Raw genomic sequence first — 20,734 nt, 5'->3', positions numbered from 1 at the left:
GTGCAGGAACTAAAAAATCCTTCCGGCTGGCTCGAGGGCGTGCATCGCCGCTCGAGCCCGTTTTTTGATGCCCGTCCGGAAAATACGCCGGTTTCGGTCGCCGTCATTCACTTTATTTCGCTTCCCGCCGGCGAGTACGGCGGCGACGAGGTGGACCGGCTCTTTACGGGGCGCATGACGCCCGAGTGCCCCGACTACGAGGCGCTGAAGGGCCTTCGCGTTTCGTCCCACTTCTTCATTCGCCGCACGGGCGAAACGATTCAGTACGTCAATATTTTCGACCGTGCCTGGCACGCGGGACTCTCCAACTTCCGCGGACGAAATGCTGTCAATGACTTCTCGGTCGGGATTGAGCTCGAGGGATGCGGCGAGGAGCCCTTTGAAGATGCGCAGTATTTGGCGCTGAAAAAGTTTCTCTTCGCGCTCTCGCAGCTTCTCCCGCTTCGCTATGCCACGGGACACGAGACCATTGCGCCCGGACGCAAAAAGGATCCCGGTCCCTTCTTCGACTGGGAGCGCCTTCGCGCCGCGCTCCCCGCCGGCATGTCGCTCGCCATTGCGCCCGAAGATTGCGACCGGGCGATGCTTAAAGCGCGCATGCGGGAACTCGGACTGGGTTAGGTGGTTCACCGGGCTTAGTGCATAATGGGCGCACCTCAATCATCAAACATCAAACGGATGCGTTGCCCATGCTTGGTTCCGTTCTTCAGTACGTGCTCGGTATTGTTTTCGGCTTTTTCGGAGCAGTGCTGCTCCTGAGAGCGTGGCTCTACTATTGGGCGCTTTCGCCGAGGCACCCGCTTTGCGAGCTGACCCGCAAAATCACCGACTGGCTGGTCGCTCCCCTCTCGAAGGCGCTGAAGCCGAAGGGCGGCATTGACTGGGCCTCCGTCGTAGCGGCCTTCTTCACGGCCATCATTGCGGTGCTTCTCCACCGCACGCTCGGGCAGCTTCCTGCCACGCCCGTGGGGCTTCTCATTGCTCCCTTCGCCATGCTTCTGCGCTGGGCGCTCGAGATGATTTCCTGGGGCGCGATCATCTGGGCGGTGCTTTCCTGGGTCAACCGCGGTCATCCGATGACCTATACCCTCGAGATGCTCCTGAATCCCTTCCTCGCCCCCATCCGGCGCGTTCTCCCCACGTTCCGCGGCATTGACTTCTCGCCCCTCGTGCTCATCGTCATCACGAACGCGCTTCTCATGCTCGTCGTTCCCCTCTCGCGCGGCTTCATTCTCCTTTAAAGCCCTGTCGTTTTCGTGAGGACTCTTTCATGAGAGACGCCGCGGAAGCGGCCGGCAGGTTGCAGCGCCGCAAGCCCGAATAAAGCCGCTCGACGCGAGCAGTCAGAGACGCCCTTGAAAAAGCGCGGCTTCAGAAGTTTGGGGCTCCCCACATCTCTTCATAGTCTTTGCGCACGCCGTCAAGCGTCAGCGGATAGTCCTGCGCGCTCGGCGACGCGACCTTCCGTGCGGCGACAATGGCGCCGATGCGGGCGCTCACGACCGGATCAAGGCCGCGCTCGAGCCCGTAAAGGAAGCCTCCCCGCATGGCGTCGCCCGCGCCGACGGGATTCTGTGCAGCAACAGGGAGGGGCTCAATGGGCACGGCGGCGCTCGCTTGCGGCAGGAAGAGGCTCGCTCCGCGGCTTCCGTGCGTGCGAAGAACGAGTTTTCCCGTCCGGCAGATGGCTTCGGAAGAGAGACCGGTCTTCGCTTCAAATCCTTCCGCCTCAAAATCGGAATAGGCGATTCCGAAGGAGCGGGAGAGAAGGCTTTCGAGTTCCTCAGCAGAAAAAAGACTCAACTCCTGACCCACATCGAAAAGATAGGGTATCCCGCGACGAACGCATTCATTCGCCGCGTTGAGCGTTGTCGTCTTCCCGCCGGGAGACAGAATGGCAAGCTTCGGGCGAAGGTCATTCCCTTCGCGCCGGGGCCAGGGGACTTCCCGGGAGCGGTTCATGGCTCCCGGATGGAAGACCGCCAGCTGAGAGCCGAGGCTGTCCGTAAAAATGACGCACTGAGCCGTATAGACGTCGGGGAAGCATTCGAGTCCTTCCGTTGAAATCCCGAAGGATCGGAAGCGCTCGAGATAGTCCTCTCCGTCCATGCCGAGCGCGCCCCAGATCACCGGATCTCCGCCGAGGCGCTTCAGGGCAAGAGCGATGTTGGCGGCGCAGCCGCCGAAATCGCGCCGCATGCCGCTCGCAAGGAACGTGGTGTTGAGGTTCCTGAGGTTGCCCGAAAGCTGACGCGCGAATTCGCCCTCATGGGCGAAGATCGTGTCGTAAGCGACGGACCCGGTGATGAGAACGCTCATAGGCCGAGTGAATCCGCAGAAATCGGACGAACCGTGATGCCGGCCGCTTCGTGGGGGAGCGCTTCCTTAAAGGTGATGGCGGTGCTGACGGATTCGCCTGCCGGGAGCACTGCAGGCTTCTGCGGGAAGCCGTATTCAGCGGGCTCCAGCACGCGGGAAGCGAGCGCGTCGCCCGCCGGATCGAGAAGCTTGATCTCAAGGATCGGAAGCTGCTGCGGAAGTGCGGAAGCGTTCGTGAGGGTCACGCGCGCGGTGGGCCTCAGGAGCCCGGCCTGAGCATCCGCCTCGAGCGAAGCTTCTGCGCGGAATGCCTTCACGTCCGCCCAGACGAAGCCCGGGCAGGGCAGCTTCGTGCAGACGTTTTCGTAGACGGGCCTCAGGAACGGGGCCTGCGCGAGCACGAAGCCGTGCATCATGAGAAAGGCGCTTGCGCACGCAGCAGCAAGAAGAATCAGCACCAGGACTGCGAGGAGGAACGAGCGAACGGGCGAGCGCTTCGGCACGTAGACGGCTGCGCGGGGATCCGCCGCAGGCGGCGTATCGTCGGCGAGGAGCGGCGCATCCGGCACGTTGTCTTCAGGGAGAACGGTGCGCTCAGCCTTTGCAAGCATGGCTTCGTCGAGCTTCCTGTCGGGAACGACGACGCTCTCAGCGGTCTCAGCGGCAAAAATCCGCCCGCACGCGCCGCACCGGTATTCGGGAGCGGCATCCTTCACGCGCCAGAGCGCGCCGCAGGCGGGACACTTGATGACCTCGGCCATGATGCTTATGCCTCCGCCTGAGTGCTGCGGGTGCCCGCGAGGCACACCCAGCCGTTTTCCTCGCGCCAGAGCTTGAGCGGAAGCCCGGGATCGGCGGCGCGGTAGGCGGCAATGACTTCGTCCGCCTGACGGGCAAGAATGCCCGAGAGGACGAGGCTCCCGCCCGGGGCGACGCGGCCCAGGAGCGCAGGCGCAAGGAGCTTCAGGGGATTGGCGAGAATGTTGGCGACAACGACGCTGAATTCGCCTTCCGGCATGGATTCAGGGAGATGGAAGTCCGCTTCGCAGCCGTTCCTTTCCGCATTGTCGCGGGCGGCCTCAACGGCCTGCGGGTCGATGTCGGTGCCGGTCACGCGGCCCGCGCCCAGCTTCTTCGCACCGATCGCAAGAATGCCCGTGCCGCAGCCGTAGTCGAGGACGTTGTCGGCGGGCTTCAGGTTTTCGTCGAGCCAGTTGAGGCAGAGGCGCGTCGTCGGGTGAGAACCCGTGCCGAAGGCGACGCCCGGGTCGAGACGGATGATGACGGCATCGGTCGCGGGCGGCTCGCTCCAGGAAGGAACGATCCAGAGCCGGGGCGACACGTGGGAAGGCTGGAACTGCGCCTGAGTGATGCGCACCCAGTCCTGGTCCTCGACGTCGCTCGTTTCAAGCAGCTTCGGCGCTTCGCATCCGGCCTGCGCGACCGCAGCGTCAAGCGCGCCCTGGAAGTCGAAGCCGTCGGCGGTAAGCACGGAAATGATCGAGCGCGGCCAGGCCTGCGTCTGAGGCTCGAGACCCGGCTCGCCGTAAAGCGGCTGCTCGTCGGTGCTGTCGGCATCGGCGTCCTCGAGGGCGGCGGAGAGTGCGCCGGCATCAAGAAGCAGATCAGAAATTTCCTCAGCGGATCGTTGGTCGGCGAGGATTCGGTATTCACGCATGACGGATCTTCCGGTAAGCCGGTTGTTGGTGCCGGCTATAAGAAACGAAAAAAAGAGAAGCGGAGCCGTTAAGCCGGCTTCCGCTTCCGCAGGATTCTAAATGAAGGAAGGATCCGAAGGCTCAGGGTTCCTTAAAGGAGCTTGTTTTCCCTGAGCCAGTCGCGCACGTCCGGATCGCTTTGGCTTACGCCGCCGTAGGAGAGGAAGTGCGTGCCGAGCTTCACGCCGGGAAGGAGCGACTCGAATTCCGAGCGCACGTCCATCAGTCCGCCGCCGCCGTGGGTGCTCATCGTGAGGACGAACTTCTTTCTGAGATCAACGGTCTCCATCCAGGTTTTGAGGGGCTGCGCCGGGCGGTGCCACCAGGTGGGAGTCCCGAGGATCACGACGTCGTATTGATCGAGATTGATGCCGAGAGGCTTGATCGGGCGCTTCACGTTCTTTTCAATTTCTTCCTTCACGACTTCGGTCGTCGCACGGTATTCATCCGGGTAGGGCTCAACCGTTTCAATGTGAAAGAGGTCGGCTCCCGTCATGCTGCGGACGGCTTCAGCCACGCTCCGGGTGTGCCCGGTACGGGAGACGTAGACGACGGCAATACGGGGCTTCTTGCCGGCGGCAGAGACGACAAGCGGGAAAAGACCTGCAAGAGCGATGGAGCAGAGATTGCGGCGGGTGATCATGACTCAAATCCTCCGGACTGAAGAAGCGTTCTGATGTGATGGAAAAAGTCTAGAAGCGCCGTGCGCCTCCTGATTGACGGAAACTCCCCGGCGCTTGCCTGATCATCTCGATTCGCGAAAAGAAAAAGCCGGCAGGAGAACTCTGCCGGCTTGGGTGAAGCGCTTGAAAGTGCTTTCAATCAGGCGACGCCGCCGTCCTTGCGCTTTCTCAGCTTTTCCTCGAGGTAGTGAATGCTCGTGCCGCCGCTTGCGAAGCGTTCGTCGGCAAGAAGCAGGCGATGAAGCTTCACGTTCGTCTTGATCCCCTCGCAGGCGAATTCCGAGAGCGCGATCCGCATGCGGGCAATGGCCTGCTCGCGGGTATCGCCGTAGGCGATGAGCTTGCCGATCATGCTGTCGTAGTAGGGAGGAACCGTGTAGCCCGCAAAGACATGGGTGTCGATGCGGATGCCGGGGCCGCCCGGAAGGTGCCAGGCCGTGATCTTTCCCGGGCAGGGCGTGAAGGTGAAGGGATCCTCGGCATTGATGCGGCATTCGATCGCGTGACCGCGGAACTCGAGGTCGCGCTGCTTGAAGCGCAGGCGCTCGCCCGCAGCAATGCGGATCTGCTCGCAGACGATGTCGACGCCCGAGATGAGTTCCGACACGGGGTGCTCGACCTGCACGCGCGTATTCATCTCAATAAAGTAGAACTCGCCGTTTTCGTAGAGGAACTCGAACGTGCCCGCGCCGCGGTAGCCGATGCGGCGGCAGGCCTCAACGCAGCGGTTGCCGAGCTTTTCGATCGCGCGGCGGGGAATGCCGCAGGCCGGAGCCTCCTCGAGCACCTTCTGGTTGCGGCGCTGCATCGAGCAGTCGCGCTCGCCTAAGTAAACCGCATTCTGGAAGTTGTCCGAGAGAACCTGAATCTCAATGTGGCGCGGATTTTCGAGGAACTTTTCCATGTAGACGGTGGGGTTCCCGAAAGCCACTCGGGCTTCCTCGCGCGTCATGCTGACGGACGTGAGGAGCGCGGCCTCCGTGCGCACGACGCGCATGCCGCGGCCGCCGCCGCCGCCCGAAGCCTTGATGATGATCGGGTAGCCGATCCTGCGGGCGATCTTGACGATCTCCTCGGGATCATCGGGGAGCGCGCCGTCGGAGCCCGGAACGCAGGGGACGCCCGCTTCCTTCATGGCCTGCTTGGCGCTCACCTTGTCGCCCATGAGACGGATGGTTTCGGCGCGCGGGCCGATGAAGGCGAAGCCTGAGCGCTCAACCTGCTCGGCAAAGTCGGCGTTTTCCGAAAGGAACCCGTAGCCCGGGTGAATCGCTTCGGCGTCGGTGACTTCGGCCGCCGAAATGATGGCCGGGATGTTGAGGTAGGAGAGCGAAGAAGAGGCCGGTCCGATGCAGACGCTCTCGTCGGCGAGACGCACGTACTTGGCGTCGGCGTCTGCGGTGGAGTGCACGGCAACCGTTTTGATGCCCATTTCGCGGCAGGCGCGCTGGATGCGCAGGGCGATTTCGCCGCGGTTGGCGATGAGAACTTTTCCGAACATGTGGGTCTTTCCCCGTCGTCCTTATTCCAGAATCACGAGGGGCTGACCGAATTCGACGGGCTGACCGTTCTCGGCGGCGAAGGCCTTGACGACGCCGTCCTGATCGGCTTCAACCTCATTCAAAAGCTTCATGGCTTCGATGATGCCGATCACCTGCCCCTTCTTCACATGGTCGCCCACTTCGATGAAGGGAGCGGCTCCGGGCGAGGGAGCACGGTAGAAGGTGCCGACCATCGGACTCGTGATGGAAAGCGCGGCCGAGGGTGCCGGAGCTGCGGCAGGCGCGGGCTGGGCAGCAGGAGCGGCGGCAGGGGCGGCAGCCTGGGGCTGGGGAGCAATGGCAATCGTGCTCTGCACGGGCTGCGCAGGGGCGCTCGTACGATTGACGATGCGCACGCGATCCTCGCCTTCCGTGATTTCCAGTTCGGCTACGCCGCTTTCGCTCACAAGGTCAATGAGTGTCTTGAGTTTACGCAGATCCATATTCTTGATGACGGTTGGTTGCAGAGGACGAGCTTTGGGGGCGGCCGGGGATAGGGAGCCTTGAAGCGCTCCGCGTCTTCCGGATTTCCGGGCCCGCAAAAGAGGAAAAGGCCGCGTCCGCGGCCTCAAAACGCTCTAATGAATGCTCATCAGCGGACAAATTATTCTAATTCTGAGGAAACGGCATTCACCTTGTCAAAGGTTTTTACACATGCCTTCTGATCTTTCTTCCGGGAAACTGCCGCTATCGGCTTGGAAAGCGGCATATTTCCGGGAATGCCGGAAGCTCAGAATAGCTTGCAGTTTATTGATTGCACGATTCTCCGGAATGCCCTTAATGAGCTAATCCTTTTCTTCCGGAAGGATGACATTCGGACTCTTTTCCGAAGCAGAGGGCTTCGAGCTCCTCCGGGCCCGCACTTCCGAGCGCTTCCGCTTCCCTCTGCCATTCGTCGGCCTTCTCGGGCGCGGGAAGCGTTGTGCCGAAAGGAACGACGCGTATGAGAATCTCCTCTCCGTCGATTTCGGTGAGGAGCGTGAAGGCTTCCTTATGCCGGCGCATGAAGGCGGTCGGGTAGGACGCTTCAAAGGGTTCGGCCATGAGTCCGGCATTGAGGAGCGTAATGGCGGCATCCTTTTCGCTTTCGCCCCGGGCGACGGTTTCGGGAAGCGAATTCTCCGTGGCAGCCCCGGAGAGCACGACCCCGACGAGCCTGAGTCCGAGTTCGGGCACGCGGCGCATGAGGGAGAGCGCCGCGCGGCGCTTGCGGAGAAGCGTTTCGGCGTGGGCATCGGGCGCAAACAAGGCCTGCCAGCGGCGGATTTCGCTCGCGACCAGCTTTTCGTCGGGATTTGCGCCGCAGAAATCTCTGGCGGCGCGGAAGGCTTCCTTCCAGGTCCTGAGGTCGGCGCAGATGATGCGGGCGGCGAACGCGGCGGCTTCACGGCTTTCGCGGACGGAATTTTGCGGCATGGCGAACCTTCGTCAAAATAGGGAGTCCCGGATGGAAAGCATTCTACGAGGAAGAACGCAGCTCTCCGGCGGATGGGCGAAAATGCGCTTCAAAGAAAAATTCTCTTGAGTGAGAGGCCATTCATGCATATTCATATTCTCGGCATCTGCGGCACCTTCATGGGCGGCGTCGCGCAGCTCGCGCGCGCAGCAGGCCACCGCGTCACCGGGTGCGACCAGAATGTTTATCCGCCGATGAGCGACGCGCTTGCCGCGAACGGAATTGAAATTACCCAGGGCTACGGCGCTGAGCAGCTTGAGCTTTCGCCCGACCTCTGGGTCGTGGGAAATGCCATTTCCCGCGGGAACCCGCTCCTCGAAGCCATTCTCAATGCTGGGCTCCCCTATACCTCGGGCCCCCAGTGGATGAGCGAAAACATCCTTCAGGGCCGCGAGGTGCTCGCCGTTGCCGGCACGCACGGGAAGACCACGACCACATCGATGCTCGCCTGGATTCTGAAGGAAGCGGGCTTGAACCCGGGCTACCTCATCGGAGGGCTCCCCTGCTGGGGAGAAAAATCGGCCGAGCTCGGAGACCCTTCCGCGCCCTTCGTCATTGAAGCGGACGAATACGACACGGCCTTCTGCGACAAGCGGAGCAAATTCGTGCACTACCGTCCGAGGATCGCGATTCTCAACAACCTCGAATACGATCATGCGGACATCTTCCCCAATCTCGCGGCCATTGAAACGCAGTTCCATCATCTGGTGCGGATCATGCCGGGCGAAGGAACGGTGATTGCGAACGCAAAGAGCCCGGCGCTCGACCGGGTTCTCGCGCGCGGCTGCTGGTCGCGGCTCGAGCGCTTTGATGCGGATTTCGGCGCTGAGAACGGGTGGTCCCTCTCGGAGGGCGGCGAAGCCGCCTTCGAAGGCGAGGCGGTCGGGCGCATTGAAATCGCCATGCCGGGGCGCTACAACGAACTGAATGCGCTCGCGGCCGTCGCTGCGGCGCATGCCGCAGGCGTCTCGCCCGAGGCGGCGATTGAGGCCTTGAAGCGCTTCCCCGGCGTCCACCGCCGTCAGGAAGTGCGCGGCGAAGAGTACGGCTGCGTCGTCATCGACGATTTCGCGCACCATCCGACCGCCATTCGCGAGACGATTGAGGGCGTTCGCTCGAAGTACCGCGGCAGACGCGTCCTGGCGGTGCTCGAACCCAGAAGCAACACGATGAAGCTCGGCACCATGAAGGGAGAGCTCGCCGGAGCGCTTAAGGACGCGGACGAAATCTTCTGCTTTGCGGGCGCGGGCGTGCGCTGGTCGCCCGAGGAAGCGCTCGAGGCGCTCGGAAGCCGCGCCTTCGTGACGCACGACTTCAATGTCTTGGTCGACACGGTCGCGGCGGAAGCGAAGCCCGGCGACGTCATTCTCTGCATGAGCAACGGCGGCTTCGGCGGCATTCACGGGAAGCTCCTCGCGAAGCTCGCCGAGAAGGCCGTCCGCCTTCAGGGAATCCGGGAATGACTGAAGTCAAGCCTCTCGCCGTCTACCTCCACGGCTTCCTCTCCTCTCCCGGTTCGGCGAAGGGCCGGGAGCTCCATGAGGAGGCCGTCTCCGCCGGCTGGGATTTTCTGGCTCCCGATCTGAATATTTCCCCTCTGGAAGTTGACCGGCTCCTTGTCGGCCTGATGGATTCGGTTCCGGAGGAAAGACGGCGGCGGACCCTGGTTCTCGGCTCCTCCCTCGGGGGCTTTTATGCGCTGAGGCTCGCCCGCCGCTTTTCCCTCACGGCGGCAACGGTCAATCCCTGCCTCAATCCCTGGGAATTTGTTGCCGGGCAGACGGGAGAGCGGGAGGTTTACGGAACCAACAGAAAAGTTGTCGTCAGGGAAACGTTTGCCGACGAACTTCTCGCCTTAAGCCGTGAAGTTCCGCCAAAACCCTTGGATCCCGCTGATGCGCTGACGCTTCTCTCAACCGCCGACGAAGTGCTCGACTACCGGTTTGCGAGAAATGAGCTCATTCAATCGCCCGCGATCCTTTCCGTCGGCGACGACCATCGGATGCAGCGCTTCGCGCGCTATCTTCCGGCATTGAGAGCCTTCTTTGAAAGGCGGATGGCGGCAAAAGTTCGGGCACAATAACGCCCTCAGGAAATTTCAGAGAATTTAGTTTTCCGGCGTTCACCTCCGATACGGGCGATAAGGGCGCGGGATGCAGGTTTAATCGTTATGTATCTCTATTTTGAAGATGACGGCGCCTTCAAGGCGGGTACGGTGCTCTCTCAGGCGGGAAGCGCCTATCAGGTGGAGCTCACTACCGGCCGCCGCAGCAAGATCAAGGCGTCGCACGTCTTTTTCTCCTTTGAGTCTCCCTCGGCGTCGGAGCTGATTGCCCGGATTCCGGAGGCGGCTGCGGAGCTCGATCCCGCCTTCCTCTGGGAAGCCGCGCCCAAGGAGGAGTTTTCCTACCTCGACCTTGCCCAGGAATACTGGGGCGAAAACCCCGGGCCCGTCGAAAAAGCGGCGCTCATCACGACGCTCCATGCGAATCCCGTCTATTTCTACAGGAAGGGCCGCGGCGTCTACCGGAAGGCTCCGGAAGACATTCTTCAGAAGGCGCTCGAAGCCCTCGAGCGCCGCCGTCGTCAGGAAGAGCAGAAGAAGGCCTGGATCGAGGAGATGGTCGAAGGGAAGCTCCCCGAGGCGATCGGACGCCAGGCGCTCATGCTCCTCGTTGCGCCCGACAGGAATTCAATCGAATGGAAGGCGCTCTCCGACGCCGCTGCCGAAACGCGGCAGACGCCGCTCCGCCTCATGCTTGCTCTGGGCGGCATTGCGTCGCCCTGGCGCTGGCATGTCGACAGCTTCTATGCGGCCAATTTCCCGCGCGGCCGCGGGTTCCCGGCGGATCTCCCCGAACCCCCGAAAAATGCCTGGGATGATCTTCCCGTTGCAGAGGTCGACGCCTTCTCCATCGACGATTCCGACACGACCGAAGTGGACGACGCGGCGAGCGTGAAGCACCTTGATGGCGGCGTCACGCGCGTGGGCATTCATATTGCGGCGCCCGCCCTCATGATCGAGCGCGGCTCTCGCCTTGACGACGTCGCCAAGGCGCGCATGAGCACCGTTTATGCGCCGGGCCTCAAGACGACGATGCTTCCGGAAAACTGGATCAAGGCGGCGTCCCTCGATGAAGGCGTGATGGTTCCCTGCCTCTCGCTTTACGCCTGGGTGAAGGACGATACCTTCGCCGTCGAAAAGACGGAAACGCGGCTCGAGCGCATTGCGCTGAAGGCGAACCTCCGCTACGACAAGATCGACGATCTCGTGACCGAAGAGGCCATTCAGGAAGGAAAGCTTGAGATTCCCTTTGCGGACGACATCGTCTGGCTCTGGCACTTCGCGAAGCACCTCCAGAAGGACCGCGAGGAAGTGCGCGGCCGCCCCGAACCCGTCGGCCGAGTCGACTGGTTCTTTGCGCTCGAGGGTGAAGGCGAAGACGCCGTCATTCACGTGCGCGGCCGCCGCCGCGGCGCGCCGCTCGACCTCCTTGTCGCTGAACTCATGATTTTCGCAAACAGCACCTGGGGACTCTGGCTCGAGGAGCACGATACCGCCGGCATCTACCGCTCCCAGAGAATGGGGCGCGTGCGCATGAGCACTTCTCCCGGACCTCACGACGGTCTCGGCGTTCTGCGCTATGCGTGGAGCACGTCGCCGCTCCGCCGCTACGTCGACATGGTGAACCAGCGTCAGATGATCGCGGTCCTCAAGGGTGAGCCTCCCGCTTACGCGAGAAACGATGTCGATCTTTTCGCCATCGTGAGCCAGTTTGAAAACATCTACGGGCTTTACGCCGACTTCCAGACCCGGATGGAGCGCTACTGGTCGCTGCGCTGGATTCTTCAGGAAGGCCTGAAGACCATTGAAGCGATCGTCGTCAAGGGCGACCTCGTGCGCATCGACCGGCTTCCCTTCATGCAGCGCGTGCCGGGGCTCCCCGAGGATCTCCCGCGCGGGAGGAAGGTTGAGCTTCGCATCCTCGGCTGCGACCTTGTCGATCTCGTGATGGATGCTCAGCTCGTGCGCATTCTCGACGATGCGCTGACGCCGGAGGAAGAAGGCGCGCTTGAGGAAGCGCTCGACGATGCGCAGGATGATGCTCCCGCCGAACAAGCGCCGGAAGACGCCGCAGAAGCGGCGGCTTCCGGGACGGCGGAGACGCCCGCGGAGGCTCCTCAGTCCTGACGGGAAAGCCTCTTTTCCCAAAAGAGAGGATTTCCTTCACCGGCGTCATATCCGTGTGATAACCTCTCGAGCGAATTTCTGCACCCCTCAGAGCGGCTCCTTCTGAAGACAATTCAGAGGAGCCTTTCGCCGGGGAATTTTTGCGGCGTGCGTGCCGGCCGATATTTTTTCCTCCACGCGCGACGCCAGCAGTCCGAATCAACCGCTTAAAGCCCAATCAGGGGGAGCTGACAATGAGCCGTGAGGAAGAAGCCGGAAAGCTCATTGAAGAGGACGAAAGCACGCCGACGCTCGATTCGGATGAAGCGAGCCGTGCGCTAGCGCGCGTCGAGCAGATCCTCGAAGAGGATGAGGACAAGGCGAAGGCGCTTGCTAAGGCGCGCGGCGGCGAGCACGAAGAGGCGCGCCCCATTACGCCCGAAGCGGCGCAGGAACTGAGGGACATTCTTGAACCCCTCCACCCAGCGGACATCGCCTGGGTGCTCGAAGCTCTGCCGCTCGATGACCGTCTGGCCGTCTGGAATCAGGTCCAGAGCGAGTCTGACGGCGACATTCTTCTTGAAGTCAATGAGGGCGTCCGCGAAACCCTGATCGACGCGATGGATCGCGACGAGCTCGTCGACGCGGTCGAAACGCTCGATACCGACCAGATCGCCGACCTGGTGGACGACCTTCCGCCCGACGTGATGGCGGAGGTTCAGGAAGGGCTTTCGCACGAAGAGCGCGCACAGCTGCGCGCCGCCATGTCGTACCCCGAGGAATCGGTCGGTGCGCGCATGGACTTCGAGATGGTCTCGATCCGCGAGGAAGTGACGGTCGACATGGTGCTCAGGTACCTGAGGCGCTTTAAGACGCTTCCCGACCACATGGACCAGATCTTCGTGGTCGACCGCCTCGGAAGACTGAAGGGCACGCTCTCTCTCGTTGAGATGCTCACGAACGACCCGGCGAAGCAGGTGAAGCGCATCATGCAGACGGAAGCCTTCACGCTGAATCCGCTCGATTCCGCGAGCGACGCCGCGCAGGCGTTCGAACGCTACGACCTCGTGAGTGCGGCGGTGGTGGATGAAGCGGGGCGCTTGGTCGGCCGCCTCACCGTCAACGAAGTGGTCGACGTGATCCGTGAGGAAAGCGAGGAAGACGCCTTCGGCGCGGTCGGTCTCGATGACGAACAGGATATCTACGGAAGCGTCTGGTCATCGGCCAAAAGCCGCTGGCTCTGGCTCGGCGTCAACCTCTGCACGGCCTTCTTTGCTTCGCGCGTGATTTCAGCTTTCGACGGCACGATCGAGCGCGTCGTGGCGCTCGCCGCTCTGATGCCGATCGTGGCCGGCATGGCCGGGAATTCCGGCAATCAGACGCTCACGCTTCTCGTCAGGTCCCTTGCCATGGGGCAGGTGACGGTCGCCAACACCATCGACATCTGGAAGAAGGAGATCGGCGTCGCCTTCATCAACGGCATCATCTGGGGATGCATTGCCGGTGCCTGCGCCTGGGCGCTCTACTGGGATTCGCCGCAGGGGAAGCTCCTCGGCTGCGTGATGGCGCTCGCGATGTTCTTCAACATTCTTCAGGGCGCGGTCGTCGGCATGGCGGTGCCGCTCATTCTGAAGCGCCTCGGGCGCGACCCTGCCATGGGCGGGTCGGTGCTCCTCACCTTTACGACGGACTCCGGGGGCTTCCTGATTTTCTTAGGTCTAGCAACGATCTTCTTTGCGCACTAGCGCTCAGACGAAAAGCGGCGCTTCGATGGAGCGCCGCTTCGCGTCGGAAGATCCCTCTATCGGGAGGCGCTTCTCTCAAAGGTCGCCGAAAAGGCGCTTCAGATCGTCGATGCTCTTTTTGGCGACGGGCTTCTCTTCGTCGCTTTCCTTCGCGGACACCTCGTGAATGGTGTAGACGTCCTCGATTTCCTCGCGCCAGTAGGTGATGGGGGAGCCGGAATGCAGAAAGCGGTCTGCTACTTCGGAGCCCACGGACTCGCAGCGCAGAATTCTCCCCGTATCGAATTCCACATCAAGATAGCGGCGCGTCGGGTCGTAGCCGGCAGAGACGATGCCTCCGCGATGAATGGGTTTGCGCTTCATTTTTTCTTTCTCCTGCCGCCTCCGGGAGGCTTCTGGTTGAAGGCATGTCCCATCATTCTATGCCCGGGGAAACAGGCCGGAACGGCGGCAGCGGGAAGCGAACGCAAAGGTATGGAAAGGAGGAATGATTTGATTTTTAAGGGAAACGGAATTATCTTTGTCCCTTTCCCATGGGTTTTCTGCTAATCTCCGGGCAGTTCCAGTCTTCGACATGCGAGAAAACCCTAAGAAAAACGGACTGGACATCCATTAGAAGGACCCAGGCAAAAGCGGTTCAGCCTGAAATAGCGGATGCACTTTGGCGCATCACGCTCTGAAGCCGCTTTCACGCAGACCGGATGCGTTTGTTTCCTGTCCCCGCAGGGCGCATCCAAACTTCTCCCTGGCGAAGTGCGATTCTTTTCTTCGTCTCGCTCAGAAGTCTGCCGCCGCCACGATTTATGAAGAAAAAAGTCAAAACTTCCCCATCCGCCATTTCTCACCAGGAAAAAAAGCCCGTTCTGGAGCGCTTCTGGCCGACAGGCGTCATTGCTTCGTTCGCCGTTGCGGCTGCCGTCGGCCTTCATTTTGCGGGCTATACGACAGCGCCCGTGAAGACCGAGGCTGCCGCTGAGGCGCTTGCGCTTGAGGCTGAGGAAGCCGAGGACGCAGGAGCCGAGGCGCTGATTGCACGGTGGGAAGAGGCTCACCCGAACGGCGTGCCGGCGGAAAAAGAGGACGCGCTCAGCGTCTCTGAAAGGGAAGTTGCGACTTATATTTCCCGCAGCTACCGCGTGCCCATGGCCGATGCCGAGCAGCTCACCACGTGGGCTGTGGAAATCGGTGCGGGCTTTGATGTCGACCCCCTTCTAATTCTGGCTGTCGCTGCAGTGGAGTCGAGCTTCAACCCCAAGGCGAAGAGCGGTGCAGGCGCTGAAGGCCTCATGCAGGTGATGACGCGCGTCCATGCGGAAAAGTTTCATGCCTTCGGGGGGCCTCAGGCGGCGCTTGAACCCTATCCCTCGATGGTTGTCGGCACCTCCATTCTGTCGCGTCTCATCACGCGCACGGGGAGCGTTCAGAAGGCGCTCAAATTCTATTTCGGCGCGGCAAATCAGCCGTCCGACGGCGGCTACTCCGAAAGGGTCTTCAAGGAACGAAGCCGCATGCGCGTTGCAGCCGGAGGCGACTCCGATCATGCCGTGCAGCTTTCGCGAAAGAAGCGCACGGGACCGGAATTTGCCAAAAACCGCGCCGGCGTGAAGCAGCTCGGCTTCAGGGAATGGACGGAAGTGACGGGGATCGTTGAGACGAAGCTCGCTCAGAAGGAAGGGAAGGTTCGTCAGCTCCAGGCGTCGAGCGACGACGCGCAGAAGATCCCTGCCGAGTCCCGTAAAGAGGCGTCCGGAGATGCGGGCGGCCCGACCCGGCTGAACTGAGGTTCGGACATGAAGCTGCGATCTCCGGCAGCGCTTCAGCGCGGAAAGTCCCCGGCAATCGTTTGAAGCCAGCAGGCGGCTGCAAGTCCTGCGGTTTCTGTTCTCAGCACGCGGGGCCCGAGGAGCATCGGCGTCCAGCCCGAAGCAGCAGCGAGTTCAATTTCCGCGCTGGTGAAGCCCCCCTCCGGGCCGACGGCGAATGCCGCCGAGCGAAGTCCCGGTCGAATGGCCTCCGGGATCCGGGGTTCCGCTCCCGGGGCGAGCATGAGGCGAATTTCGCCCTCAGCTTCAGCAAGCCCGCCCTGGAGCGTCGGCGCGGCAGAAATTCGCGGGACGACATTTCTCCCGCATTGCTCCGCCGCCGAGCGCGCAATGTCCGTGAGCCTTGAGAGGCGCTTTGCGAGCCGGTCTCCCGAGAGCTTAGTGACGGATCTTTCCGCCGGGACCAGAAGAATGGCGGAAATGCCGGTTTCGACGGCCTTCTCCACGATCCACTCCATTTTTTCCGGGGCAACGAGGCTCTGCACGAGAGTCATGAAGACCGGGGATTCGTTGGCCTTCTCCGTCACGGCATCAATTTCCACCCATGCGGCATCGGCCGAAAAGCCAATGGGACCCGACCAGGCGAAGCCCGAGCCGTTGAAGACCTCAACCCGTTCGCCCGCGGCAAGCCTCAGCGCCCGGCCGGCATGGTGCGCGGCTTTGGCGGGAAGCGTGAAGGAGGAGCCTGGGGAGAAGGCATCGGTCGGAGCATCAACGAAAAAGCGCGGCAGAGACATGACGAACTGGGAGAAAACAGGATTCGGGAAAAAGGTCCCTGAATGTTAAAATATTAGATTCAGTGAGGGGCCTCCATTCCAATTGAGCGGCCCCTGCCATATTTTCTCTACTCACCGAGAACGACTTCACATGTCAAAGGTCTCTCCCCAGATGATGGCGAACGCGATCCGCGCGCTCGCCATGGATGCTGTTCAGAAAGCCAAGTCCGGCCACCCCGGCATGCCGATGGGCATGGCAGATATCGCCACGGCGCTCTGGTCGCGCCATCTGCGCTTCAATCCCGCTGATCCGAAGTGGCTCGGCCGCGACCGCTTCATTCTTTCGAACGGCCACGGCTCGATGCTGCAGTACGCGCTTCTGCATCTGACGGGCTATGACCTCTCGATGGAGGACCTCAAGGCCTTCCGTCAGCTCGGCAGCAAAACCCCGGGTCACCCCGAGGTGCATGTGACCCCGGGCGTCGAAACGACGACGGGGCCGCTCGGCCAGGGCATCGCGAACGGCGTCGGCATGGCGCTCGCCGAAAAGCTTCTCGGCGCGGAATTCAACCGCGAGGGCTTCCCCGTCATCGACAACCGCACGTATGTTTTCCTGGGCGACGGCTGCCTCATGGAAGGCATCAGCCACGAAGTCTGCTCGCTCGCAGGCGTCTGGCACCTCAATAAGCTCATCGCGATCTACGACGACAACGGCATTTCGATCGACGGCGACGTCCGCGGCTGGTTCCAGGACGACACGAGAAAGCGCTTCGAAGCCTACGGCTGGATGGTGATCGGGCCCGTCGACGGGCACGACATCGATGCCATGGACCGCGCGATCGCCGAAGCGAAGACCTCGGAAGATAAGCCCGTCCTCATCATCGCGAAGACGACGATCGGCAAGGGCTCTCCCAACCGTCAGGGCACGGCGAAGGTGCACGGCGAAGCGCTCGGCGACGAGGAAATCGCCGCCACGAAGGCTGCGCTCGGCTGGAACTACGGTCCCTTTGAGATCCCCGAAGAGGTCTATGAGGCCTGGGATCACCGCGAAGCCGGAAAGGCCCTTGAAGCCGAGTGGGACAAAATGTACGCGGCCTATGAAAAAGCCTACCCGAAGGAAGCCGCGGAACTCGCGCGCCGGCTCGCAGGCGACCTCCCCGAAAACTGGGACGAGATCGTGATGGACGCTGTCTGCGCGGCCGAGGAGGCGCAGGAAACTGTGGCGACCCGCAAGGCGAGCCAGAAGGCACTTAATGCCCTTGCTCCCGCACTCCCTGAACTCCTTGGCGGTTCGGCCGACCTTACGGGTTCGAACCTCACCAACTGGAAGGACGTGAAGAGCCTCAATACGGGCGACTTCCACGCCCGCCACATCAGCTACGGCGTGCGCGAATTCGGCATGTCGGCGATTCTGAACGGCATTGCGCTCTTCGGCGGCTTCATTCCCTACGGCGCTACCTTCCTCACCTTCTCCGACTATTCGAGAAATGCGCTTCGCATGTCGGCCCTCATGAATCTGCGCGCGATCAACGTCTTCACGCACGATTCGATCGGTCTCGGCGAAGACGGCCCGACGCACCAGTCGGTCGAGCACATTCCGTCCCTGCGCCTGATCCCGGGCATGGACGTCTGGCGTCCGGCCGACACCGTTGAAACGGTCGTTGCCTGGGCGAGCGCCATCGAGCGCCGCGACGGCGCTTCCTGCCTCATCTTCTCGCGCCAGAACCTTCCCTTTGTGGACCGCGACGAAGTGGATGCCGACGCGATTGCGATGGGCGGCTACGTTGCCGCGGAAGCGCCCCTCGGCAAGGGCGAGGCGCAGGTCATTCTCCTTGCAACGGGCTCTGAAGTGGGTCTTGCCATGGAAGCCCGCGCGAAGCTCGCAGCCCTCAACATCCAGGCCCGCGTGGTCTCCATGCCCTGCACGACGCGCTTTGACCGTCAGACGAAGGAATACCGCGAGTCGGTCCTCACGCCCGGCACGCCCGTCCTCGCGATGGAAGCGAGCCGTACGGACCTCTGGTGGAAGTACTTCACCGGTCGCGGCGACGTGCTCGGCGTCGATACCTTCGGCGAAAGCGCGCCCGCAAAGGATCTCTGGCAGAAGTTCGGCTTCACGGTCGAAAACGTGATTGCCAAGGTCGAAGGGCTCCTCAAGTAATTCAACCGTCACCACCACCATTATTAGGAAACAGAAAACATGACAATTCGCGTCGCTATCAATGGCTTCGGCCGAATCGGCCGCAATGTTCTTCGCGCCCACTACGAGTACGGCAAGAAGCACGACATTGAAATCGTGGCCGTCAACTCCCCGGGTGACGTGACGGTGAATGCGCACCTCCTTCGCTACGACACCGTGCATGGCCCCTTCGGCTCCAAGGTTGAGGTCGACGGCAAGGACATGATCGTTGACGGCGATCGCATCCATGTCTTCGGCACGCGCAATCCGCGCGAGCTCCCCTGGCAGGATCTCGGCATCGATCTCGTGATGGAATGCACGGGCGCCTTCAATTCGAAGGAGCTCTCGATGCCCCATATCGAGCAGGGCGCGAAGAAGGTTCTTCTTTCCGCTCCCGGCAAGACAGCCGATGCGACGATCGTCTACGGCGTCAATGAGAAGACCCTCAAGGCGACCGACATCGTTGTTTCGAACGCCTCCTGCACGACCAACTGCCTTGCTCCCCTCGTGAAGCCCCTGCAGGAAAAGATCGGTCTCGAGCGCGGCCTCATGACGACCATTCATTCCTACACGAATGACCAGGTGCTCACCGACGTCTACCACAAGGATCTGCGCCGCGCCCGCGCTGCGACCCATTCCATGATCCCGACGAAGACGGGTGCCGCGAAGGCCGTGGGCCTTGTGCTTCCGGAACTGAACGGCCTCCTCGACGGCTTCGCCGTCCGCGTGCCGACGATCAACGTGAGCTTCGTTGATCTCACGTTCCTCGCGAAGCGCGACACCTCGATCGATGAAATCAATTCGATCCTGCGCGAAGCGAGCGAAGGCGAACTGAAGGGCATCCTCGGCTACAACGATCTGCCGCTCGTCTCCTGCGACTTCAACCACAATCCGCACAGCTCGATCTACGACTCGACCCTCACGAAGGTCTCGGGACGTCTCGTCAAGGTGATGGCCTGGTACGACAACGAGTGGGGCTTCTCCAACCGCATGCTTGATACCGCCTGCGCCATGATGGCTGCGAAGTAAGCGTGCAGTTCTTTTTCTGAAACATGAAAGCCGCATTTCATTCGTATTGAATACGGATGATGCGGCTTTTTCTACATTGTATTTTCCTTTCTGGAGCATCAGAATGCATGTGAATACTCTTGAAAATCTGGCAGATAAGGGACTTCTTGCCGGTAAGCGCGTTTTGATCCGCAGCGACCTCAACGTGCCCCGCAACGACGAAGGCGCGATTACGAACGACGCCCGCATTGAGGCGAGCCTCCCCGCGATCCGCATGGCGCTTGCCGCCGGCGCTGCCGTGATGGTGACGAGCCATCTCGGCCGCCCGAAGGAAGGTCAGCTTCTGCCGGCCGATTCGCTGCAGGTGGTTGCCGACCGCATCGGCGAGCTTCTCGGTCGCGAGGTGCCGCTCGTTCAGAACTGGGTTGACGGCGTCGATGTGAAGCCGGGGGATCTGGTGATTCTCGAAAACTGCCGCTGCAACGTGGGTGAAAAGAAGTGCGACGAAGCGCTCTCGAAGAAGTACGCGGCGCTTTGCGACGTTTATGTGAACGACGCCTTCGGCACGGCGCATCGTGCGGAAGCGACCACGGTGGGCGTTGCCCGCTTTGCGCCGATTGCCTGCGCCGGTCCCCTGATGGCGAAGGAAATTGATGCGCTCACGAAGGCGCTCGAAGCTCCGAAGCGTCCGCTCGCTGCCATTGTCGCGGGCTCCAAGGTTTCGACGAAGCTTACGATTCTCTCGAACCTCGCGGAAAAGGTGGACCGCCTGATCGTTGGCGGCGGCATTCTCAATACGTTCCTTCTTGCCGAGGGTCATCCGATCGGAAAGTCCCTTGCGGAACCGGATCTCGTTGATGAATGCAAAAAGGTTCTCGCTATTCTGGAAAAGAAGGGCGCAGCCCTTCCGATGCCTGTCGACGTCGTCGCCGCCAAGGCCTTTGCGGCGGATGCGCCCAACCGCGTCTGCGGCGTTGATGAAGTCGAAGCCGATGAGATGATTCTCGATGTCGGCCCCGAAACGGCGAAGCACCTCGCGAAGGAACTCCGCTCGGCGGGCACGATCGTCTGGAATGGTCCGGTGGGCGTCTTTGAGATGGCTCCCTTCGCGAAGGGTACCGAGGCGCTTGCCTACGCGATTGCTGAAGCGACCGATCACGGCGCTTTCTCGATTGCGGGCGGCGGCGATACGGTTTCCGCGATCGACAAGTTCGGCGTTGAAGACCGCATTTCCTACATTTCCACGGGCGGCGGCGCTTTCCTTGAATTCCTTGAAGGAAAGACGCTTCCGGCTGTTGCCGTGCTCGAAGAGCGCGCGGACAAGTAAATAAAGCCCTACCGGAAAACGCGCCCGGCTTTCGGACTGCCCTTTGTT

Annotated in this window: 19 protein-coding genes; 10 read left to right on the top strand and 9 right to left on the bottom strand. The window is 61.7% G+C overall.

All coding sequences use genetic code 11. From position 1 onward, the window contains the following. Positions 1–621 carry a 1,6-anhydro-N-acetylmuramyl-L-alanine amidase AmpD gene (gene ampD / locus Q0106_RS09420; protein ID WP_297612046.1) on the top strand — a complete coding sequence of 207 codons (621 nt, stop codon included), beginning with the start codon at positions 1–3 and terminating at the stop codon, positions 619–621. 68 nt (positions 622–689) lie between these two features. After that, positions 690–1,241, top strand: coding sequence for a YggT family protein (locus Q0106_RS09415; RefSeq protein WP_152158291.1), 552 nt, complete (start codon positions 690–692; stop codon positions 1,239–1,241). A 130-nt stretch (positions 1,242–1,371) separates the two neighbouring features. Here the strand turns inward: Q0106_RS09415 and Q0106_RS09410 are convergent, their stop codons facing one another. The 7 genes from Q0106_RS09410 to Q0106_RS09380 form a co-directional block, all read right to left on the bottom strand. Continuing rightward, positions 1,372–2,319, bottom strand: a complete 948-nt coding sequence (locus Q0106_RS09410; RefSeq protein WP_297612043.1) for a carbohydrate kinase family protein — start codon at positions 2,317–2,319, stop codon at positions 1,372–1,374. Further along, complete coding sequence (locus Q0106_RS09405) at positions 2,316–3,080, bottom strand: zinc-ribbon and DUF3426 domain-containing protein (RefSeq protein WP_297612040.1); 765 nt, start codon at positions 3,078–3,080, stop codon at positions 2,316–2,318. Before Q0106_RS09405 ends, Q0106_RS09410 begins: the two co-directional genes overlap by 4 nt. Before the next feature lie 5 nt (positions 3,081–3,085). After that, positions 3,086–3,997 (bottom strand): 50S ribosomal protein L11 methyltransferase, encoded by a 912-nt coding sequence (prmA, locus tag Q0106_RS09400; RefSeq protein WP_297612038.1) that lies wholly within the window; start codon positions 3,995–3,997, stop codon positions 3,086–3,088. 131 nt (positions 3,998–4,128) lie between these two features. Then, the gene (locus tag Q0106_RS09395) at positions 4,129–4,680 is read right to left on the bottom strand and encodes a flavodoxin (RefSeq protein WP_297612035.1); all 552 of its coding nucleotides are present in this window, start codon (positions 4,678–4,680) and stop codon (positions 4,129–4,131) included. 179 nt (positions 4,681–4,859) lie between these two features. Continuing rightward, positions 4,860–6,221 carry an acetyl-CoA carboxylase biotin carboxylase subunit gene (accC, locus tag Q0106_RS09390; RefSeq protein WP_297612032.1) on the bottom strand — a complete coding sequence of 454 codons (1,362 nt, stop codon included), beginning with the start codon at positions 6,219–6,221 and terminating at the stop codon, positions 4,860–4,862. A 21-nt stretch (positions 6,222–6,242) separates the two neighbouring features. Next, complete coding sequence (accB, locus tag Q0106_RS09385) at positions 6,243–6,704, bottom strand: acetyl-CoA carboxylase biotin carboxyl carrier protein (protein ID WP_297612027.1); 462 nt, start codon at positions 6,702–6,704, stop codon at positions 6,243–6,245. A gap of 334 nt (positions 6,705–7,038) precedes the next feature. After that, positions 7,039–7,677: a hypothetical protein gene (locus Q0106_RS09380; RefSeq protein WP_297612024.1), complete on the bottom strand. Its 639-nt coding sequence runs from the start codon at positions 7,675–7,677 to the stop codon at positions 7,039–7,041. 123 nt (positions 7,678–7,800) lie between these two features. Here Q0106_RS09380 and mpl point away from each other — a divergent pair, with 123 nt between their 5' ends. From mpl to mgtE, 4 genes are all read left to right on the top strand, one after another. Continuing rightward, the gene (gene mpl, locus Q0106_RS09375; RefSeq protein ID WP_297612021.1) at positions 7,801–9,180 is read left to right on the top strand and encodes a UDP-N-acetylmuramate:L-alanyl-gamma-D-glutamyl-meso-diaminopimelate ligase; all 1,380 of its coding nucleotides are present in this window, start codon (positions 7,801–7,803) and stop codon (positions 9,178–9,180) included. Then, on the top strand, positions 9,177–9,800 hold the full coding sequence (locus Q0106_RS09370; RefSeq protein ID WP_297612016.1) for a YqiA/YcfP family alpha/beta fold hydrolase: 624 nt from the start codon (positions 9,177–9,179) through the stop codon (positions 9,798–9,800). The genes mpl and Q0106_RS09370 overlap by 4 nt, the downstream gene beginning before the upstream one ends. 87 nt (positions 9,801–9,887) lie before the next feature. Beyond that, the gene (locus Q0106_RS09365) at positions 9,888–11,909 is read left to right on the top strand and encodes an RNB domain-containing ribonuclease (RefSeq protein ID WP_297612013.1); all 2,022 of its coding nucleotides are present in this window, start codon (positions 9,888–9,890) and stop codon (positions 11,907–11,909) included. Between the two features lie 233 nt (positions 11,910–12,142). After that, on the top strand, positions 12,143–13,633 hold the full coding sequence (mgtE, locus tag Q0106_RS09360) for a magnesium transporter (protein WP_297612010.1): 1,491 nt from the start codon (positions 12,143–12,145) through the stop codon (positions 13,631–13,633). Positions 13,634–13,708: 75 nt separating this feature from the next. On the opposite strand, the gene Q0106_RS09355 is transcribed toward mgtE, so the two are convergent. Further along, a complete protein-coding gene (locus tag Q0106_RS09355) occupies positions 13,709–13,996 on the bottom strand; it encodes a KTSC domain-containing protein (protein WP_152158067.1) in 288 nt (95 codons plus the stop codon). 440 nt (positions 13,997–14,436) lie between these two features. Here Q0106_RS09355 and Q0106_RS09350 point away from each other — a divergent pair, with 440 nt between their 5' ends. Next, on the top strand, positions 14,437–15,414 hold the full coding sequence (locus Q0106_RS09350; RefSeq protein ID WP_297612005.1) for a transglycosylase SLT domain-containing protein: 978 nt from the start codon (positions 14,437–14,439) through the stop codon (positions 15,412–15,414). 35 nt (positions 15,415–15,449) lie between these two features. Here the strand turns inward: Q0106_RS09350 and Q0106_RS09345 are convergent, their stop codons facing one another. Next, positions 15,450–16,193 (bottom strand): 16S rRNA (uracil(1498)-N(3))-methyltransferase, encoded by a 744-nt coding sequence (locus Q0106_RS09345; RefSeq protein ID WP_297612001.1) that lies wholly within the window; start codon positions 16,191–16,193, stop codon positions 15,450–15,452. Between the two features lie 130 nt (positions 16,194–16,323). Here Q0106_RS09345 and tkt point away from each other — a divergent pair, with 130 nt between their 5' ends. The 3 genes from tkt to Q0106_RS09330 all read left to right on the top strand — a co-directional run bounded on the left by tkt (position 16,324) and on the right by Q0106_RS09330 (position 20,686). Continuing rightward, a complete protein-coding gene (gene tkt / locus Q0106_RS09340) occupies positions 16,324–18,333 on the top strand; it encodes a transketolase (RefSeq protein WP_297611998.1) in 2,010 nt (669 codons plus the stop codon). A gap of 39 nt (positions 18,334–18,372) precedes the next feature. Beyond that, positions 18,373–19,380, top strand: a complete 1,008-nt coding sequence (gene gap, locus Q0106_RS09335; RefSeq protein WP_297611995.1) for a type I glyceraldehyde-3-phosphate dehydrogenase — start codon at positions 18,373–18,375, stop codon at positions 19,378–19,380. A 103-nt stretch (positions 19,381–19,483) separates the two neighbouring features. Continuing rightward, a complete protein-coding gene (locus Q0106_RS09330; RefSeq protein ID WP_297611992.1) occupies positions 19,484–20,686 on the top strand; it encodes a phosphoglycerate kinase in 1,203 nt (400 codons plus the stop codon). The last annotated feature ends 48 nt before the right edge of the window (positions 20,687–20,734 follow it).

Source organism: uncultured Sutterella sp., assembly GCF_937923675.1.
GTDB lineage: Bacteria > Pseudomonadota > Gammaproteobacteria > Burkholderiales > Burkholderiaceae_F > Sutterella.
Note: the sequence above shows the minus strand (reverse complement) of the source record. Positions and strands in the feature narration are given on the sequence as shown.

What these genes read in the sequence shown, in the direction of transcription:
- Q0106_RS09380 (WP_297612024.1), bottom strand. Translation starts at nt 7,677, where the DNA reads ATGCCGCAAAATTCCGTCCGCGAAAGCCGTGAAGCCGCCGCGTTCGCC.
- Q0106_RS09345 (WP_297612001.1), bottom strand. Translation starts at nt 16,193, where the DNA reads ATGTCTCTGCCGCGCTTTTTCGTTGATGCTCCGACCGATGCCTTCTCC.
- Q0106_RS09330 (WP_297611992.1), top strand. Translation starts at nt 19,484, where the DNA reads ATGCATGTGAATACTCTTGAAAATCTGGCAGATAAGGGACTTCTTGCC.
- tkt (WP_297611998.1), top strand. Translation starts at nt 16,324, where the DNA reads ATGTCAAAGGTCTCTCCCCAGATGATGGCGAACGCGATCCGCGCGCTC.
- Q0106_RS09355 (WP_152158067.1), bottom strand. Translation starts at nt 13,996, where the DNA reads ATGAAGCGCAAACCCATTCATCGCGGAGGCATCGTCTCTGCCGGCTAC.
- Q0106_RS09410 (WP_297612043.1), bottom strand. Translation starts at nt 2,319, where the DNA reads ATGAGCGTTCTCATCACCGGGTCCGTCGCTTACGACACGATCTTCGCC.
- Q0106_RS09365 (WP_297612013.1), top strand. Translation starts at nt 9,888, where the DNA reads ATGTATCTCTATTTTGAAGATGACGGCGCCTTCAAGGCGGGTACGGTG.
- Q0106_RS09405 (WP_297612040.1), bottom strand. Translation starts at nt 3,080, where the DNA reads ATGGCCGAGGTCATCAAGTGTCCCGCCTGCGGCGCGCTCTGGCGCGTG.
- Q0106_RS09350 (WP_297612005.1), top strand. Translation starts at nt 14,437, where the DNA reads ATGAAGAAAAAAGTCAAAACTTCCCCATCCGCCATTTCTCACCAGGAA.
- mgtE (WP_297612010.1), top strand. Translation starts at nt 12,143, where the DNA reads ATGAGCCGTGAGGAAGAAGCCGGAAAGCTCATTGAAGAGGACGAAAGC.
- accC (WP_297612032.1), bottom strand. Translation starts at nt 6,221, where the DNA reads ATGTTCGGAAAAGTTCTCATCGCCAACCGCGGCGAAATCGCCCTGCGC.
- Q0106_RS09395 (WP_297612035.1), bottom strand. Translation starts at nt 4,680, where the DNA reads ATGATCACCCGCCGCAATCTCTGCTCCATCGCTCTTGCAGGTCTTTTC.
- Q0106_RS09415 (WP_152158291.1), top strand. Translation starts at nt 690, where the DNA reads ATGCTTGGTTCCGTTCTTCAGTACGTGCTCGGTATTGTTTTCGGCTTT.
- gap (WP_297611995.1), top strand. Translation starts at nt 18,373, where the DNA reads ATGACAATTCGCGTCGCTATCAATGGCTTCGGCCGAATCGGCCGCAAT.
- prmA (WP_297612038.1), bottom strand. Translation starts at nt 3,997, where the DNA reads ATGCGTGAATACCGAATCCTCGCCGACCAACGATCCGCTGAGGAAATT.
- Q0106_RS09370 (WP_297612016.1), top strand. Translation starts at nt 9,177, where the DNA reads ATGACTGAAGTCAAGCCTCTCGCCGTCTACCTCCACGGCTTCCTCTCC.
- mpl (WP_297612021.1), top strand. Translation starts at nt 7,801, where the DNA reads ATGCATATTCATATTCTCGGCATCTGCGGCACCTTCATGGGCGGCGTC.
- accB (WP_297612027.1), bottom strand. Translation starts at nt 6,704, where the DNA reads ATGGATCTGCGTAAACTCAAGACACTCATTGACCTTGTGAGCGAAAGC.